Here is an 18,360-nt window from a genome sequence, read left to right as displayed (position 1 = left end):
ATTTGTTTTTTCATTATTTGCTTGCATTCTTATTTTTCCTCTGAATTATCATATAAATTATTAAAATTAAAAGTATCGGAATTATCTTTTTGATTAGCTATTTTTATTCATTATTCTATTATTTCATATCCAGCTTTATAATCTTTATATGCTTGTCCATAAAAAATTAAAGCGGGGTGTCTTACTTCTTTTGGTTTTCCACGATTATTATCGGTTTCAGAAAATAATTTACCTTCATTAATTAAGGTTTGGATTTCATTATTAATGTTATTTAAAGTTAATTTAAGGGTACAAAATTCTTCTAAAAAATCAAGTTTAATAATATCTAAAATAACATTTTTTTCTTTTAAAAATCGTTTATATTTATTTATTAATTTTTCTTTATCTTTTTCTCAATTTAAAATGTTTTTTTGTTGGTTTAAGTTATTGTTTTCTTTTGTTAAAATGCTTTCATTTTTTGTCAAAAAAGGGGCATTTTTTGTTAAATTTTGGCTATTTTTTGCTTGTTTTTTGCTATTTTTTAACTCATTCATTTATAAAAAATCCTTTATTTACGGGGTTTTTTATTATTTTTAGTATAAAAGTGCGGTTTTTTTCAAAAATAAAAATCAAGATGCTAATAAGTAATCAAAATTATAAAAAATAATATAATTTAATCTTATTTTAAATCATATCAGCTTAAACCAGTTTTCATATCAACTATTAACTTTACATCTAATTTAGTAGAATCTTCCATTAATGTTTTAACAATTTTTTGCACTTGAATTAATTCAACTTGCGGAATTTCAAAAATTAATTCATCATGAATTTGTGCAATAATTTTTGCTTTTAAATTTAATTTTAAAAACTCTTGGTCAATATTTTTTAAAGCAATTTTAATAATATCTGCCGCACTACCTTGAATTGGCATATTCATTGCAATTCGCTTTCCAAATTCACGTTGCATATAATTCCGATCATTAATTTCTGGAACATAACGTTTTCGATTAAAAATTGTTGTAACATAGCCATTTTGTTTACAAAACTCAACTTTTTTATCAATAAAAGCCTTAATTGTTGGAAATTGCTGATAATAATTATTGATTATTGCTTTTGCTTTTGCAACAGAAATATTTAAATCAGTTGCTAAACCAAAGTCACTAATTCCATAAATAATACCAAAATTAACAGCTTTTGCACTACGACGAATATTTGGAGTAATTTCATCTTTTGATAAATTAAAAATTTTCATTGCAGTATTAGTATGAATATCTTCATTGTTATTAAAAGCAGCAATTAAATCTTGGTCTTTTGACATATGTGCCAAAATTCGTAATTCAATTTGTGAATAATCACAAGATAATAAAATATTATCTGGTGATGAAACAACAAAAATTTTTCGTACCTCTTTTTGGATATCATCACGAATACTAATATTTTGCATATTAGGCTCCACAGATGAAAGTCTGCCAGTATTTGTTAAGGTTTGTTTATAAATTGTATGAACTTTCCCATCAGCAAAAATATATTTTTCCATCCCTTTTAAATAAGTTGAATATAATTTTTGATATTTTCGATAATCTAAGATCTTCGGAATAATTACATGGTTATTTTTTATTTCTTCTAAAGTTTCTTGTGCTGTTGATCCTTTTTTCCGATCAGGTAAAGAAAAATCTTGAAATAATAATTCTGAAATTTGTTTTGGGGAATTAGGATTAATTTCTTTTTGTGCAATATCATTAATTTCATTATTTAATTCTTGAACAATTTTTTCAATTCGTAAGGTTTGTGTTGTTAATTCATATTGGTCAACTTTAACACCATTAATTTCCATTCGTGCTAATGCAAAAGCAATTGGTAACTCAATATTATGATACAAATCATATTGTTGATTAGTTTTTAATAACTCAATAATTTTTGGTCTTAATTTATGAATATATGCTGCTTTTTCGCCAATAAAGTGACCTAATTTAATTACATCAGCAGGAATTTGTTTTTTAACCCCTTTTCCATAAAATAATTCATCAGTTAAAATTTGTTTTTTCTCAAATAAATTAATATAACTATCTAAACTATTTTTTGCATTTGAATTATAAACATACCCAGCCAGCATCATATCATACTCAATATTTTGAACAAAAATATTATCACGAGCTAAAGCAACAATTAAACTTTTTGCATGATAAGTTAACTTTTGATATTTATTATCATTTAAAAATTGATGTCATAGTTTATCATGCTTTGCATGAATATAATCAAAATAAAAAACGTCTTTGGAATTAACAATTCCAAATCCAATAATTTCCGAAGTATGATAATTTTCATCTAATAGTTCTAAATACACAGTAGTATTGTTTTCATTAAATTCAGAACGTCATTCTTCAATAATTTTTACTTTTATATTTGAGTTTTGGATATCATTATCTTGATTATTAAATAGTTTTGTTACAAATGAATTCATATTATATTTTAAATAAAATTGCATTAATGTTTCCTGATTTGGTGAAAATGGAGTGAAAGTAAAATGCTCTAAATTAATATCACAAAAAATAGTAGCTATTTTTTTGCACAATAATGCACTTTCTTTATGATTCAATAAATTTTGTTGTAAAGCACCCTTAATATGTTCAATATTATCATATAAATTTTCAATTGAATGATATTCCTTAATTAATTTTATTGCTGTTTTTTCGCCAACTTTTGGAACACCCTTTAAATTATCGGAAGGGTCACCCATTAGCCCTTTTAAATCAGGAACTTGTAATGGTTTAATTCCCCATTTTGCTATTAAAGCAGCTTCATCAATAACATAAGCACTATCGCCTTGACGTGGTACTAAAATATTTGTTTTATTAGTAATTAGTTGGTATAAATCCTTATCACTGGAAAAAATATCAACATAAAAATATTCTTTTTCAGCCAACATTGCTAAACATCCTAATAGATCATCAGCCTCATATCCTTCTTGCTCTAAATATGGAATTTGATAACTATCTAAAAATTCCTTTACAATTGGAAATTGTACAATTAATTCATTTGGTGTTTTGCTCCGACCATCTTTGTAGTCAACTAATAAATCATGACGAAAATTCTTTTTTCCTTTATCAAAAGCAACAACAACACTATAGTAGTTATTTGCTTTTAATATTTTATTTAACATATTGGTAAATGCATAAACAGCATTTGTTGGTGTTCCATCCAAACTTTTTAACATCTCGCCATTATAAGCTGTGGCATAAAATGCTCTAAAAAGCAAAGAATTTCCATCAATTAACAATACTTTTTTCATTTTACAATCTCCTCATTTATGTCCAATTATAGCCTAATTTAATTTTAAAATATACTTTAAAACTTAAATTATCAAACCAAAAAAGCACCACCACTACCAGAAAGCATTACATTTGAATACTCTTTCTTTAATGTAAGATAAAATTGCTTTAATTTTGGATTAATTTTGAAAGCGGGCTGTTGTAACATATTAAAATAAAGATTATTAATTATTTTTTTTGTTTTATAGTATTGATAATTATGGTCAAATTCTTGATAAACATCTTCTGTAATTGATGAAATTTTTGAATCAATAATTTTAAGATTTGAAATTTGATAGTTATTAATTTGATGGGTTGTTAAATACTTAATTTTATGGCCATAACCTGAGACTATTGCTGGCTTTTCTAAATAAAAAAATAAGGCATCAGAACTAAGATTTTGAATTAACTTTTTAATTTTTCAAGAATAATAATTAATATTAAAAAATTGACAAATAAGTTTAATCATTGCAACAGCATTACTAGCAGAATAACCAAGACCTGAACCAATAGTTGTATTTTTAATTAAATTAATATGAACTGTAATTGATTTAAACTTCGGGAACATAACAATAAATTTATGATAAGCTTCCAAAATAGTATTATTATTTGAATCTAGTTCTTTTTTATTGCAAGTAAAAATTGTTTGTTGACCTTGATAAGGCAATAACTCAACAAAATCATATTCTTCCTTATAAGGAAAAATAATACTTTTAATACGGTGCATTTTTTTAAATTTATGTTTATGAAAAACTTCTAAGGTTAAATTAAACTTACCATATGATCTAATTTTCATTCTTATAGTTCTCCCTTAATTTGTTTAATTTCATTATATAAAAGATAAAAATCATTTAAACTTAAATTTTCTGAACGTAAATTTAATGCATAATTTAATTTTAATAAGATATCTTCTGCTAAAGTTTTATTATTAACAATAATTGCTAAGTTATTTAAAATTGTTTTTCGCTTTGTTGCAAACATCATTCGAATAAACTTAATAAATTCTTTATCATTTATTAGCGCAGGATATTTTTTATTTAATTTAAATTTTAAAACAATACTATCAACTTTTGGTACTGGAACAAAATTATTACGGCCAACTAAAGAAACTTTTTCAATATCACTATAAAATTGACAAACAACAGAAAAACTATTATAATTTTTTGAATTTGGCTGCGCCATAATTCGTTCACCAACCTCTTTTTGCATAATTAAAATAATTTCTTTTACTTTTGGGTTCTTTATTTTTAATAATTTAAAGATAATCGGTGAAGTAATATAATAAGGAATATTGGAAATAATACTAATTGGATTATTATCTAAAAATTCTGTTAAAAATAATTTTTCTAAATCAAGGGTTAAAATATCTGCTTGAATAATAGTTAAATTTTGATCTTTAAATTTTAATGTTAAGTATTCCACTAAAGTTGAATCAATTTCAACACAAACAAGTTTATTTGCTTTTAATAAAATAGAACTTGTCAAAGCCCCCATTCCTGGACCAATTTCTAAAATATTTGTGTTTGGTAAATCAAATGCGCTATCAACAATTAAATTAATAAAATGAGTATTTGTTAAAAAGTTTTGTCCTTTGCTTTTTTTAGCAACTATCCCTTCGGCGCGCATTTCTTGGTTTTGTTTCTTCATTGTTTCTCCTTTAAAATATCAATTAAATCTTGCTTTTTAACATTCATATAATTTAGTCATTTAAATGTTGTTTTATTATTAGTTGGCATTAAGTTATAATACTTAATAATTTTTTCACGCTTTAATTTTGAATCAACTAAATTAATATAATCACTTCATAATAAATTATCAACTGGCTGATTTGAAAAACTAATTAAATTATTAATACTGTTTTTAATCGCAATTTCAGATGCTTCAGCCACGCCAACTTTTTTACCCTTAATTGCATCATTCTTACTTATAAAAGCATGAAGGCAGTTATTTTCCAAATAATCACTAATAATTTGGCGTAATTTTTGCCCAGGATAATCAGGATCAGTAAAAATAATTATTTTATTGTTTAAACTAATTTTTTTAATCAATGCTAACTTTTCTTTTGTAATTCCACTACCACTGGTTTCAATTGTTTTAATGTCAGGAAAAATACTTTTTAACTTTGTTGAATCGGTCTTACCTTCAACAATAATAAATACTCCCATTTTATCCTTCACTCCCCGATAAACACCTTTTTCATTTACTTATCATGATTTTATAGTATAATTATACTAGACTGTTATATTAAAATAATCATAAATTTTAAATATAGGAGTAGGAGGCAAAAAAAATATGGCTAATTATAAATTTGGAAAAGACTACTCGTTTTTAACATTAGACTTAGGTACAGCTAATACGGTAGCCTATGTATCAGGTCAGGGAATTGTTTACAATGAACCTTCGATGATGGCATATGACACTTTAAACAACTCATTAATTGCCTTAGGAAATGAAGCATACAAAATGGTTGGAAAAACGCATGATCATATCAGAATGGTAACACCTCTTGTTGATGGAGTTATCTCAGATATGGAAGCAACCCAAGATTTACTAAAGCACATTTTTAGTAGATTAAAATTATCAGGAATTTGAAAAAATTCACTAGTAATATTAGCATGCCCAAGCGGAGTTACCGAATTAGAACGTGGTGCTTTAAAAGCTATTGCAAAAGATATGGGAGCAAGTCACGTTTTAGTAGAAGAAGAAGTTAAACTAGCAGCATTAGGAGCTGGCATTAACATTGGTCTAGCTCAAGGAAATTTAGTAATTGATATTGGTGGAGGAACAACAGATATTGCAATTATTTCAGCTGGTGATATCGTAACTTCAAAATCAGTTAAAGTTGCTGGAAAACAGTTAGATCAAGAAATTCAAAAATATATTCGTGCTGAATACAATGTGCTAGTTGGAATTAGAACTGCTGAACAAATTAAAAAAGAAATTGGTGCATTAGTTAAAATAATTAATGAAAAACCAGTTCGTGCCTTTGGCCGTGATATTATTACGGGATTACCACGAGAAATATTAATTAAACCTGAAGAAATTAAAAACGTTTTATTAGCCTCTTTTTCAAGAATTACAGACTTATTGGTAGAAGTGTTAGAACAAACACCACCAGAATTAGCTGGTGATGTTATTAGAAATGGAATTACCATCTGTGGTGGAGGCGCTTTAATTCGTGGAATTGTAAAATATTTTGAGTCAATTTTCCAATTAAAAGTAAAAGCTGCAAATGATCCATTAATGTGTGTAATTGATGGTGCTAAAACTTACGAAAAAAATTTAGGTGCTGTAATTGAAAGAATTCAGTTACTTGATGCAAATGAATACAAAATTTCATAAAAAAGTATATTTTTAAAATATACTTTTTTATTTTTTAAGACATTAATACCATAAAAAATAATTAAAATTTTAAAAAAAGAAAAAAGAAACTTGAAATCATCATTTTTAATTGCAAATTATACCAGATTTTATATAATAAAATTACTTGGTATTGAATGTTTTATAACAAATAAAGGATTTAATATTTAAGAAAATTATTATGTTATTATTATTGCTATGTTTTTTAACGAAGCAATAAACGGAAGGAGACATTTTAAAGATGGCAATATCAGACGTATTGAAAAATACATTTAACATTTCGCCAAAAGCACCCCGGAAATTCATTGCTATCGATTTAGGAACTACTAATTCGATTGCTTATGTTGCTGGGAGAGGCATTATTTTTAATGAAGCATCAGTAATGGCATATGAAATCGGAACTAAAAAACTAATAGCATTAGGTAATGATGCTAAAAAGTTAATTGGAAAAACACACGATAAAATTGAAATTTACTCACCATTACATAATGGAGCAGTTACAAATTTAACTATTGCAGAAGAATTTATTCAACAAATAGGAAAAAAAGCAAAGGTAGCTGATTTATGAAAAAATGCTATTGTTTTAATTGCATGTCCCAAAAATGTTACAGACTTAGAAAAACAAGCAATAATCAAAATGTGTAAAAATATCGGTGCTGACTTTGTAAAAATTGAGGAAGATTCATTAATGGCTGCCTTGGGAGCCGGTGAAAATATTTTTGCACCAAAAGGAACTTTTATTTTAGACATTGGTGGTGGAAAATCAAGTTGTGCTATTATCTCAGCTGGTGGAATTGTTGAAAGTAAATCAATTAAAACTGCTGGAAATTATATTGATGAATCTCAGCTGGTGGAATTGTTGAAAGTAAATCAATTAAAACTGCTTGTTGTTACTGCTGAACAAATTAAAAAACAAATTGGTTCATTATACAAAACAAAAGAAAATAAAAAAATGATTATTTTTGGCCGTGATGTTGTAACAGGAATGCCAAAAGAAGCAGAAATTTTAGATTCAGAGATTAGAAAATTATTAATAAGTATTTTTTCATCAATTACACAATTGATAACCGAAGTTTTAGAAAAAACTCCGGCTGAATTAGCTGGTGATGCTGTTGCTAATGGAATTTTAGTTACTGGAGGATGTGGTCAAATTGCAGGAATTAAAGAATTTTTATCAGATTATTTCCAAATTCCCGTTCGTGTAGTTAAAAACACTGAAACATCTGTTATTGATGGATGTATTGCTTACGAGAAAAAAATAGAACCTACTTAATTGAAGAAAACAAAAAAAATAGATAAGTTTAAAACTACTTATCTATTTTTTTATTATTAATTTTTAGAAAAATGATAAAATTATATTATATAAGGTGAAGCAATAATGAAAAAAGTATTATCATTTTTAACAGCACTAACTTTTATAACACCAGTAGTTAATTCAGTTGTGAGTTGTTCAACAATTGATGTACGAATTCGCCAAGCTTTGGCAAATTGAACTTATACATCAAAAACTGATCAACCAATTTTTGGGACAGTTTTTAATTCTGACAAAACAATTAATGAGCCATATTTTTCATATTGATTTATTCAGCAAATTTTAACTTCGTCTGGTTACATTAATATTGATAAACCATGAAATCAATTACTAAACAATAGCGGTATTGCCTGGCCTTATCCCAGTTCAACAAATATTGAAGAAATTTATAGTGATTGATTTAATTCTACCATTACCAGTATTGAAGAAGATAAAATTAATATTTCTGATTTAAAAACTTTCTTTGTTTATATGACAATTTATAATCCAATTATAATTTTATCTGATACACAAATTTTTAAATATGAATATAAGTGTGACCAATCATCAATTGAAATTAAATACCAATATAAAACGCCAACTGATATTAGTACTTATATCACAAAGTTAGTTAAAAAATATCTAACTTTTTTGAAAGAAACAGTTGAAGTTAAATATTTAAAATTAACTAAATATTTTTTAACAATTGATGAAGCAAAACAACGAATCGAAAATTTAGTCAATAGTTTAATTAGGATTTTAACAATTATGTCACCCACTTTTGTAATTCCTTTAAGCATTAATACAAACCGGTACTAAACTTAATTATGGAATAATTTTTAGGAAAGATTAGGATTTATGTTATAATTATTTTGTATTGTATTCTCTATTTGAAAATAAATATAGAGACTTGCAATTCATTTTATTGATTAATCAAATATATTAATCTAACTAATTAATTTAACAAGAAACAGGAGGACAAAATTACATGGCTTTATTTAATAGTGCAAAAAAACCGGCTTTCGTTTCTATGGATTTAGGAACTGCTAATACATTAGTATATGTTTCAGGTTCAGGAATCGTTTATAATGAGCCTTCAATTGTTGCTTACAGAATTAAAGAAAACAGAATTATTGCTGTAGGAGCCGAAGCTTACAAAATGATTGGAAAAGGAAATAAGTCAATTCGTATTGTTAGACCAATGGTTGACGGAGTTATTACAGATATTCGTGCAACAGAAGCACAATTAAGATATATCTTTACAAAATTACGTATTACAAAACAATTAAAACATTCAATTATGTTATTGGCTTGTCCATCAGTAATTACTGAATTAGAAAAAGCTGCTTTGAAAAAAATTGCTATGAACTTAGGAGCATCGAAAGTTTTTGTAGAAGAAGAAGTTAAAATGGCTGCATTAGGTGGTGGGGTTGATATTTACAAACCTGCTGGAAACCTAGTCATTGATATGGGGGGAGGAACAACAGATATTGCTGTTATAGCCTCAGGAGATATCGTATTATCAAAATCAGTTAAAGTTGCTGGAAACTACTTAAATGATGAAACACAAAAATTCATTCGTTCACAATACGGTCTAGAAATTGGATCAAAAACTGCTGAACAAATTAAAATCGAAATTGGATCATTATCAAAATACCCTGATGAAAGAAGAATGAAAGTTTATGGACGTGATGTTGTTTCAGGGTTACCAAGAGAAATTGAACTAACACCTGAAGAAATCAGAGAAGTATTAAAAGTACCAGTGTCAAGAATTATTGACCTAACAGTTCAAGTGTTAGAAGAAACACCACCAGAATTAGCTGGTGATATCTTCAGAAATGGAATTACCATCTGTGGTGGAGGAGCTTTAATCAAAGGAATTGATCGTTACTTTACAGATACATTACAATTACCATCAAAAATTGGAGAACAACCATTATTAACTGTTATTAATGGAACTAAAAAATTCGAATCAGACATCTTTGATATCTTAAGATTAGAATCAATGCATGTAAAAGAATTAAATTACTAGAATAATCATTAATTGATTATAATAGTTATTAAATTGTTAAGGAGGACAAAAACGTGAGACCAGAAACTAGACCATTTATTTCTCTTGACTTAGGAACTGCTAATGTTTTAGCATATGTTTCAGGACAAGGTGTAGTCTACAATGAACCATCATTAATGGCTTATAACAATAAAACTAATAGTTTAATTGCTTTAGGGAAAGCTGCCTATGATATGGTAGGAAAAACACACGGAGATATTAGAATGGTAACACCATTAGTAGATGGAGTTATCGCAGACATGGAAGCTGCACAAGATTTATTAAAACATATCTTTTCAAGAATGAAAATGATGAACATTTGAAAAAATGCTATTGTATTATTAGCATGTCCAAGTGGAGTTACTGAACTTGAAAGAGAAGCATTAAAAAATGTTGCTAAAGAAATGGGTGCTGAATTAGTTATCATTGAAGAAGAGGCTAAAATGGCCGCTTTAGGAGCAGGTATTAATATTGAATTACCTCAAGGTCATTTAATCATTGATATCGGTGGAGGAACAACTAATTTAGCTATTATTTCATCAGGTGATATCGTTGTTTCAAGATCAATTAAAGTTGCCGGAAATCACTTTGATGATGATATTCGTAAATACATTCGTTCAGAATATAACATTGCAATTGGGCAAAAAACAGCCGAAGATGTTAAAAAATTCATTGGTTCATTAGTTAAATACCATAACGAAAGATCAATGCAAATCTACGGACGTGATATTGTTTCAGGATTACCAAAAGAAGCAAAAATCTCTTCAGAAGAAATTAGAAATGTTTTACTAAATGCCTTTTCTAAAATTACAGATTTAGTAATTGAATTATTAGAAAATACACCACCAGAATTAGCTGGTGATATTATGAGAAATGGAATTACAGTTTGTGGGGGAGGAGCTTTAATTAGAAATATTGATAAATATTTCTTTGATATTTTCCAATTACCAACTAAAATAGCTTCAGATCCATTAAATTGTGTTATCGAAGGAACAAAAATCTTTGAAAAAACAATTAAGAAAAACATTGAAAATGGTTTATATAATTTTCAAGAAAAAGGATTATTATCAACATTAGGTAAAAAAAGAAAATAAATTGAAGCAAAAAAATATTAGGTTAACCTAATATTTTTTTATTGTAATTTTCAAACTTGAAATTAAAAATTAATCAAGATTAAATAATTTGCGTGCATTTTTATTAGTAATACGAATCATTTCTTCAACCGGCATATTCTTTAATTCTGCTAATTTTTTAACTGTATACATAATAAATTTAGGATAATTCTTTTTTCCACGGTATGGATCAGGAGTTAAATATGGTGCATCAGTTTCCACTAAAATCTTATTTAATGGTACCATTTTAGCAACTTCACGTAATTGTTCGGCACTTTTAAAAGTAATATTACCAGCAAATGAAAGATAAAATCCTAAATCTAAAAATTTTTGAGCCATTTCAATTGTACCATTATAACAATGTATTAAACCTTGTATTACTTTTTGTTGTTTTAATATTTCATAACAATCTTCATAAGCATCACGGCAATGAATCGCAAGTGGAAAATTATGTTGTTTTGCTAATTCAATTTGTTTAATAAATCAATGCTTTTGTAAATCTGGAGAAACATTTTTATGAAAATAATCTAATCCAATTTCACCAACAGCAATTATTTTATCACTATTTAATAATTGATCTAATTTCTCTAAATCTGAAAAACCATACTTAGAAACATCAGTTGGATGAAAACCAATTGTTGCAAAAACATTATCATACTGCATTGCATGACGAACTGCTGCTTGGCTAGAAGCTAAATCATAACCAACATTATTAAACCAAGACATGCCACTAATTTTGGCATCAGCAATAATGGCTGATGTTTCTTCATTTTCATATTCATGTGACATTAAATGACAATGTGTGTCAAAAATTCCTTTCATATTTTCCTCCTATTTTCCTAGGCAATACTTACTAAAAATTGTTGTTAATAAGTCTTCTTCATAGTTTTCACCTAGAATATCACCCAATATTTCTCAAGCCTCATGTAAGTCGACATTAATAATATCAACCGGAAATCCACTTGTACTATTATTATATGCATTTTTTATTGAATTTGCTACCTTCTCTAATAAAGAAATTTGTTTTATATTTGATAAAACTAGTTGATCATCTTTTGTAATTTGTGCCGTTTTATATAAATTTAAAATTTTATCAATAAGAGACTTTATATCTCGCTTTAATGCTGAAATCAAAAGAATATTTTGCTGTAAATTTTTCTTTTGTGTTTGCATATTAAGTAAATCGGTTTTATTTAACACTAACAAATATTCTTTATTTTTAATTAGTTCTTTAAGCTCCGGATTTAAATTAATTAAATCAGCATAATTATCAGCGACAATTAAAATTAAATCAGCATTAATAACTTGTTGACGTGCTTTTTCAATTCCAATTTGCTCAATTTTATCAACTGTCTCACGTAAACCAGCTGTATCAATAATATTTAGGGTTAATGGTCCTAAATTAATCTTCCCTTCAACAATATCTCTTGTTGTTCCTGGCAAGTCAGAAACAATAGCTTTATCTTCGTTCATTAATGCATTTAATAATGATGACTTTCCAACATTTGGTTTTCCTAAAATTAAGACATTAATACCATCATCGATCATTTTCCCAACTTTACTAATTTTAACTAAATCATTAATTTTTTGTTCTAAAATTAATAAACGCTGATTTAATTCTTGCGTAGTTAAATCACCAACACCATCATATTCAGGGTAATCAATATTTACTTCAATATTTGCAATAATATCTAACAGTTCATCACGATAAGTACTAATTAAATAAGTATTTTTATTTTGTAAATTATTTAAAGCTATTTTTGCACTAGTGTCATTTGTTGCATTAACTAAGTTATTAATAGCATCTGTTTGAATTAAATTAAGTTTTCCATTTAAAAATGCTCGTTGCGAAAATTCACCTTTATTTGCTAAACGTGCACCATTTTTTAGTAATAACTTAATAATATTATTTGTAACTAATACACCACCATGACAATTAATTTCAATAATATCTTCTCCCGTAAAAGAATTAGGTTTTTGAAAACAAACTAAAATAACTTGGTCAATAATCTCTTTACCATCTCGTAAATAACCATAGTAAATTTGATTCCCCTCTTGAATAACTTTTTTTGAAAAAACTTTATTAATAATTTTATAACTATTTACCCCAGACATGCGAATAATTGCAATTGCTTGTTTTATCATTGCAGTTGCTGGGGCAATTATTGTATCTTCAATCATTTTATAAAACTCCTCTTTTATTAATTCATTATATTATATCAAACTATAAATTATAAATTCAAGTGTTACAATTAATTTATTTATAAAAAGTCACTTTTTAATAGCTTAACTTATATTTAAATCATTAATAATATCATAGATAATTATCTTGATTTTAGTGCTAATTTAACATAAAAAATACCCTAATATAAAAATGTGAATATTTAATCAAATTTAAATAATAATGAATGACTATCTATTTTATTTCCAATACTTTAGTATTATTCTCTTTTAAATCTAATTTAGTTACTATTGTATTTAACAAAATTTATAATTTTAATTTTTTTATTTCCACAATGTTTATTAATTTTTGAAAAATTAAAAGGGAATTATTTTGTAATTTCCCTAACTTTAAGTAAATTATTACACTACCGAATTCTTTTCTTAAAGCGAAAATAGAATCAAATTATTCCAATTATTATTCCAATTATTGGAATAATAATAACTGGTAACAATCATCTTAAATATTTTTTATCTCCCCATGTTGGTATTTCTGGATTTGTCGGATTCGTTGGATTAGGGTTTGGTTCAATCGAATCAACAGGGTTGGTCGGATTCGTTGGGTCAGGATCAGGTTTCTCCCCATTAATATAATTTTCAAGAACAAATTCGGTTTTTCCTTCCACTAAATCGCTTGCATCATTAGCATATACTACTATGGTTATTTTTTTAGACCTTTCTAAATTATTTAAGAAATCTGAAAATATTTCATCATTAAAATAACCAGGAACATTATTATGATTTTCATCAGTTGGCGGAATATCGTTAATTAAAATTCCATAGTCTTTATTAAAAACTAAATCTGTATAACCAGATTTTTTTAATCCAAGATTAATATATTTTATAATTCAATTTTTCATTTCCTCAATTGAAAAAACAGCAAAGTTAAATTTTTGATTATTAAATTTAATTTTTGACAAATCTTTTACTTTTTCTGGATCATAATTTCGTGAATTCTTAATACTTCCATTAGCTTCACCAATTAGTATAGAGGAAAATTGCTTTGTTTTAATTATAATATCAAGATATTTTGGTTCTGTTAGATTATCTAACAATGGTTTTAAAGCATCAGCATTACTACTAATATCAATTCCCTCTTTTGTTACCACATAATAATTAATACCTAATTTTTCCCCGCTTGCTTTTTGATTAATATAATTTTGAGAATAAGTTAAAACTAAGGAACGGATTTTATTTACATCAATTTCGTTCATTTTAATTGCGGGAAAATTACCAGAAATATCAACAAAATCAGCTAGATTTGGATCTGGCGGAATACGCTGAGCAATTATATCAGAAGTATATTCTTTTCAATAACTAGCAACTTGTTAAAAATTTAATTTACTAATCTTAGTTAAATCAAGTTTTTTATAATCAATTAAATAATTTTTTAAATGAATACCATGAATAGTTGTTCAAAAATCAACCGCAATGTTATTATTACCTAAAATATCTAAAAAACGAGGATATTTATCTTGGTATTTTGCACCAATTAATACATATTTTTCATATGCTAAATTATCATTCGTTTTTGTAATATAATGTCAAAAACCTTATCAAGATCAATACTTATTAACTGAATCAGGTTTTATTTTAGTTAATTGCTCACGTTCTGTTGGATTAGACGGACTAATTAAATTACTGTCAACCCCTTTTCGTCAAACCTCACTAACTTCTGCTGGGTTAAATAGATGCTGAACTCCCATTCCAACAACTGAACCTTCTGCTAAAAATCCTAAGTCATAATCTCCAGGATTTCTTTTAGGGTCAATAACTTCTCCATATTTATTTAAAGGATCTAACAGAAAAGGATATTTATATTTTTTCTTTACTCATAATATTTGAGTTTTTGTACCAGTCTCTGGATTAACTTCTGGATCATATTTTGGATTAGGTTTACCATCAATTAAAGGTACAATTAAATTATTTTGATTAGGATTTTTAGCTGGATCTCAGGCATATCATTTAGGTTGCATTTTGTAATCGAAGTGCAACAAATCAACTTTGAAAGGAGTTGATTTTTTTGTATATTGATGGAACTAGTCCACATGATGAAAAAAAGTTCATAGTGGTAAAATACCGTGAATTGTTTTAGCGAGACATTTTTGTAATCGTGCGTTGTTTACTGCTCAGCGTGAAGGTATGATTTGAAACAATATTCGCCAGTTAGCAAGTGGAATTATTATTCCAATTTCATTGAAAAAACCCGTTGCTAAAAAAGGATTTAATTTTTTTAATCGTTTCTTTATTATGCGAATTGGTATTTTCCAAGATATAACGGATTATGAAATTTGAAAAACAAAATCAGTAGAACGAACAGCAGAAGGTAAAAGAGCAAAACATAAGTCAGATGTTGGGTTAGGAATTCGGTTTTTTAAAATAATTATTCCCCTTGAATTCGCTAATAAGTATGATAGTCAATAATTAAAGTTTGTGCGTGATTTAAAGAATGATGAAATTGTTAATAAAAAAGAATATTATTGGTCGGAAATTACAAAATTAAGTGTTAAAGAACGATTAGAATTATTTGATATTGATATTTTGAAAAAGAATTTAAAACCTAAAAAAGAGAAAGGAAATGGTAAAGATGATTAATTTATTAGTTGAAAATAATAATAGTAATTGAGACAAGATTTTTAGTTTTGTTTTTGATATATTTTTGTTTATTTTTGATGTAATTTGAAATACAAAATTACCAATAACAAATACATTGATTGCTTATTTTTTAGTCTTTTTTATGGTTATTAAGTTATCTATTTATGTAATTCATGGCACATCAACACAATATAATAATTTAGGTTCAACAGTTAATAATGGTGTTTCGCAAGTATATTCGTCAACTGTACGAAAAGGTATTAATGTTGGTAAAAATGTTTATCAAAATAGTAAAAAGAACTTAAACGACAAAGTATTAGATATCAAACAAAAAATATTAGAAGCACTAAATTTAAAGGAGATAAAAAGTAATGATTAAATTAGTTTTATTGGTGGCGGCGATTGCGATATTTGGAACTGGTTTTATTACTGTTATTATTAATCAATTTACATCGGCAAAAAATATTATTATGGATTTATATAATTATGATACTTGGTTGATTTGATTATTTTGTAGAATGGCAATTTTATTTAGTCATCCGTTAATGTTAACAATATCAAGTTTATATATTATTGGGTTTATTGTTTCAAAAACATTGTATAGTTATGAGTTGAGTTTATGAAAAAATCGTTATCTTTATTTGCCATATTTATTTTAACTTTTTTGGGTTTGGTTATTCCATTTATTACTTTAACACGGCGTTTAGACCGTTAAATGAGGAGCATTATACGCTTAAACAAGAGAATAAAGTACTGATAAAGGTATTAATGAAACTGATTTTATTAATACAATGTTTTTACGCATTAGTTTTTTGAAAATTGATTGGAAACAAATTATTTTATTAATCCAACTTTAAAAACATCAAAAAAATTATCATTTAATGATAAATGGTATTTGGATTTTTTACAAGATAGTTATTGAACCGGAGTTGTTTATGATAAACCTAATGAAATATTTTTAAATTATTATCGACAATGACATAGTTTAAAAAATCAGTTTATGGTTGAAAAATTTTATGATGTTAAAAAAGATAATTTTTTGAATGATTTAATTGATTTTATTTATGCTTTTGCATTAAAATATCAGTTGTTTGATGTATCGAAAGAAATTGTGGAAAATGTTGACCGTTATAAAGAAAATTATTATCCAAGAGTTAAGTTGAAAGTAGATAATTGAAAATTAAGTGCTCGTTCTATTTTGCCAGATAATAAATGATATATTGCAATTGTTAAAAAGCAACGAAATGATGATTTTTCTATTATAAAATTTAATTTTTCAGATAAATCAGTTTGAAGTGTTGGGGCACCTTATCATACAATTAATGGAGTATGATATATTGTTAATTCGTTTTATCAATGACAAGGAAATAATGAACCAGAATTACCAACCATTAACAAAAACACTGGTGAAATTACTGATTGAAATAGTTATCAACAAAATCGCGTAAAAGAATTTATTGATTTATCTTTATATTCTGTTTTGCTGGAAAATGTTAGGGTTCAGCAAGGCGGTAGTGCGGATTATAAAAATCCGAATAAGGTTGGTACAAAGCGGATAATTTTTGATTTTGAAACGGTTGACAAATTGGATGTTAAAAATGTTAAAAAATCAATTTATCGGATGATTTTGACTGTTGATGAGGTAAATTTAATTATTTCTGGTAGTTTAGAGTTAAATAATGTTAATAATGATGATTTAAGTTTTAATTTTAATTTTATGCGAACGGAAACTGGTGAATTTTTTAATTTTAATGGTTCAATTTATTCATCATTAAATAGTAAAGATTTAAAGTATTATCAACAGTTTAGCGGTCAGTTTGATTTATCTAAGTTTTTACAGTCTTTTTTTTGCAAGTGCTTTGGTGCCAGTGTTTTAAAATCGTAGTTCGTTTATTGAAAATGGATATATTGATAATTTACAATATGATATTGTTTTAGTTAACTTTTTTGCGTTGAAATTACAAAATTTTAATAATATTTTGTTGAGTGAAAATATTAACGATAAATTACAATTTGATAAATTATTAAATAGTATGTTTAAGATTTCACAGAAATTTTATACTAATTATTTACGTACGATTTTTGGTAGTATATATTATTTTGAGGTTTTTAATAAAATTATACTAATTATTTACGTACGATTTTTGGTAGTATATATTATTTTGAGGTTTTTAATAAAATTAAGTAATTAGAAACAAATTATGTTTCGCTTATGATTAAATGATAACAAAATTATGAATTTTGACACACTAAAAAGTACTTTTTAAAGTTATTGAATAAATAATTTTATAAAATTATGAATTTTGACACACTAAAAAGTACTTTTTAAAGTTATTACTAATTTTAAAAAGTTTTTTATTTATAAAGATAAAAATTGATTTTGAGATTGATTTAATTTAAAAATATTAGATTCAATTTTTTCTTTATTTTTATTAATTTTAACTT

Annotated in this window: 16 protein-coding genes and 2 pseudogenes; 10 read left to right on the top strand and 8 right to left on the bottom strand. The window is 26.0% G+C overall.

Features of this window, described 5'->3' with window-relative positions; all coding sequences use genetic code 4:
• Positions 1-110: 110 nt before the first annotated feature.
• From C6B38_RS03685 to rnmV, 5 genes are all read right to left on the bottom strand, one after another.
• Entirely contained in the window at positions 111-533 is a 423-nt protein-coding gene (locus C6B38_RS03685) for a hypothetical protein (RefSeq protein ID WP_105298704.1), read from the bottom strand.
• Positions 534-658: 125 nt separating this feature from the next.
• A complete protein-coding gene (gene polA / locus C6B38_RS03680) occupies positions 659-3,268 on the bottom strand; it encodes a DNA polymerase I (protein ID WP_105298703.1) in 2,610 nt (869 codons plus the stop codon).
• Between the two features lie 68 nt (positions 3,269-3,336).
• The gene (locus tag C6B38_RS03675; protein ID WP_105298702.1) at positions 3,337-4,083 is read right to left on the bottom strand and encodes a GHMP family kinase ATP-binding protein; all 747 of its coding nucleotides are present in this window, start codon (positions 4,081-4,083) and stop codon (positions 3,337-3,339) included.
• A 2-nt stretch (positions 4,084-4,085) separates the two neighbouring features.
• Positions 4,086-4,934 carry a 16S rRNA (adenine(1518)-N(6)/adenine(1519)-N(6))-dimethyltransferase RsmA gene (rsmA, locus tag C6B38_RS03670; protein WP_105298701.1) on the bottom strand — a complete coding sequence of 283 codons (849 nt, stop codon included), beginning with the start codon at positions 4,932-4,934 and terminating at the stop codon, positions 4,086-4,088.
• A complete protein-coding gene (rnmV, locus tag C6B38_RS03665) occupies positions 4,895-5,452 on the bottom strand; it encodes a ribonuclease M5 (protein WP_105298700.1) in 558 nt (185 codons plus the stop codon). The genes rsmA and rnmV overlap by 40 nt, the downstream gene beginning before the upstream one ends.
• 127 nt (positions 5,453-5,579) lie before the next feature.
• Here rnmV and C6B38_RS03660 point away from each other — a divergent pair, with 127 nt between their 5' ends.
• The 5 genes from C6B38_RS03660 (at position 5,580) to C6B38_RS03640 (ending at position 11,082) form a co-directional block, all read left to right on the top strand.
• Entirely contained in the window at positions 5,580-6,629 is a 1,050-nt protein-coding gene (locus C6B38_RS03660; protein WP_105298699.1) for a rod shape-determining protein, read from the top strand.
• Positions 6,630-6,888: 259 nt separating this feature from the next.
• The gene (locus tag C6B38_RS03655) at positions 6,889-7,920 is read left to right on the top strand and encodes a rod shape-determining protein (protein ID WP_233485512.1); all 1,032 of its coding nucleotides are present in this window, start codon (positions 6,889-6,891) and stop codon (positions 7,918-7,920) included.
• Between the two features lie 105 nt (positions 7,921-8,025).
• Positions 8,026-8,757 (top strand): lipoprotein, encoded by a 732-nt coding sequence (locus C6B38_RS03650; protein WP_105298698.1) that lies wholly within the window; start codon positions 8,026-8,028, stop codon positions 8,755-8,757.
• Between the two features lie 169 nt (positions 8,758-8,926).
• Positions 8,927-9,970: a rod shape-determining protein gene (locus C6B38_RS03645; RefSeq protein ID WP_105298697.1), complete on the top strand. Its 1,044-nt coding sequence runs from the start codon at positions 8,927-8,929 to the stop codon at positions 9,968-9,970.
• Between the two features lie 53 nt (positions 9,971-10,023).
• Positions 10,024-11,082, top strand: a complete 1,059-nt coding sequence (locus C6B38_RS03640; protein ID WP_105298696.1) for a rod shape-determining protein — start codon at positions 10,024-10,026, stop codon at positions 11,080-11,082.
• A gap of 69 nt (positions 11,083-11,151) precedes the next feature.
• Here the strand turns inward: C6B38_RS03640 and C6B38_RS03635 are convergent, their stop codons facing one another.
• The 3 genes and pseudogenes from C6B38_RS03635 to C6B38_RS12330 all read right to left on the bottom strand — a co-directional run.
• Complete coding sequence (locus C6B38_RS03635) at positions 11,152-11,922, bottom strand: TatD family hydrolase (protein ID WP_105298695.1); 771 nt, start codon at positions 11,920-11,922, stop codon at positions 11,152-11,154.
• Positions 11,923-11,931: 9 nt separating this feature from the next.
• A complete protein-coding gene (mnmE, locus tag C6B38_RS03630) occupies positions 11,932-13,281 on the bottom strand; it encodes a tRNA uridine-5-carboxymethylaminomethyl(34) synthesis GTPase MnmE (protein ID WP_105298694.1) in 1,350 nt (449 codons plus the stop codon).
• Between the two features lie 407 nt (positions 13,282-13,688).
• Positions 13,689-15,290: pseudogene (locus C6B38_RS12330) on the bottom strand (Mbov_0399 family ICE element protein); the annotation flags it as partial.
• 50 nt (positions 15,291-15,340) lie between these two features.
• Here C6B38_RS12330 and C6B38_RS12150 point away from each other — a divergent pair.
• The 5 genes and pseudogenes from C6B38_RS12150 to C6B38_RS10575 all read left to right on the top strand — a co-directional run.
• Positions 15,341-15,915 (top strand): annotated as a pseudogene (locus C6B38_RS12150) (hypothetical protein); the annotation flags it as partial.
• Positions 15,908-16,294, top strand: a complete 387-nt coding sequence (locus C6B38_RS03615) for a hypothetical protein (RefSeq protein ID WP_233485507.1) — start codon at positions 15,908-15,910, stop codon at positions 16,292-16,294. The pseudogene C6B38_RS12150 and the gene C6B38_RS03615, both read left to right, overlap by 8 nt.
• The gene (locus tag C6B38_RS03610) at positions 16,287-16,574 is read left to right on the top strand and encodes a hypothetical protein (protein ID WP_105298693.1); all 288 of its coding nucleotides are present in this window, start codon (positions 16,287-16,289) and stop codon (positions 16,572-16,574) included. The genes C6B38_RS03615 and C6B38_RS03610 overlap by 8 nt, the downstream gene beginning before the upstream one ends.
• A gap of 164 nt (positions 16,575-16,738) precedes the next feature.
• Complete coding sequence (locus tag C6B38_RS03605; RefSeq protein WP_199558573.1) at positions 16,739-17,800, top strand: spiroplasma phage ORF1-like family protein; 1,062 nt, start codon at positions 16,739-16,741, stop codon at positions 17,798-17,800.
• Positions 17,801-17,807: 7 nt separating this feature from the next.
• Entirely contained in the window at positions 17,808-18,107 is a 300-nt protein-coding gene (locus C6B38_RS10575) for a spiroplasma phage ORF1-like family protein (RefSeq protein ID WP_443028745.1), read from the top strand.
• The last annotated feature ends 253 nt before the right edge of the window (positions 18,108-18,360 follow it).

Origin of the sequence: Spiroplasma sp. ChiS (assembly GCF_002968355.1) — a bacterium.
GTDB lineage: Bacteria > Bacillota_I > Bacilli_A > Mycoplasmatales > Mycoplasmataceae > Spiroplasma > Spiroplasma citri.
The sequence above is the reverse complement of the archived record's forward strand: the minus strand, read 5'-3'. Positions and strand labels throughout refer to the sequence as shown.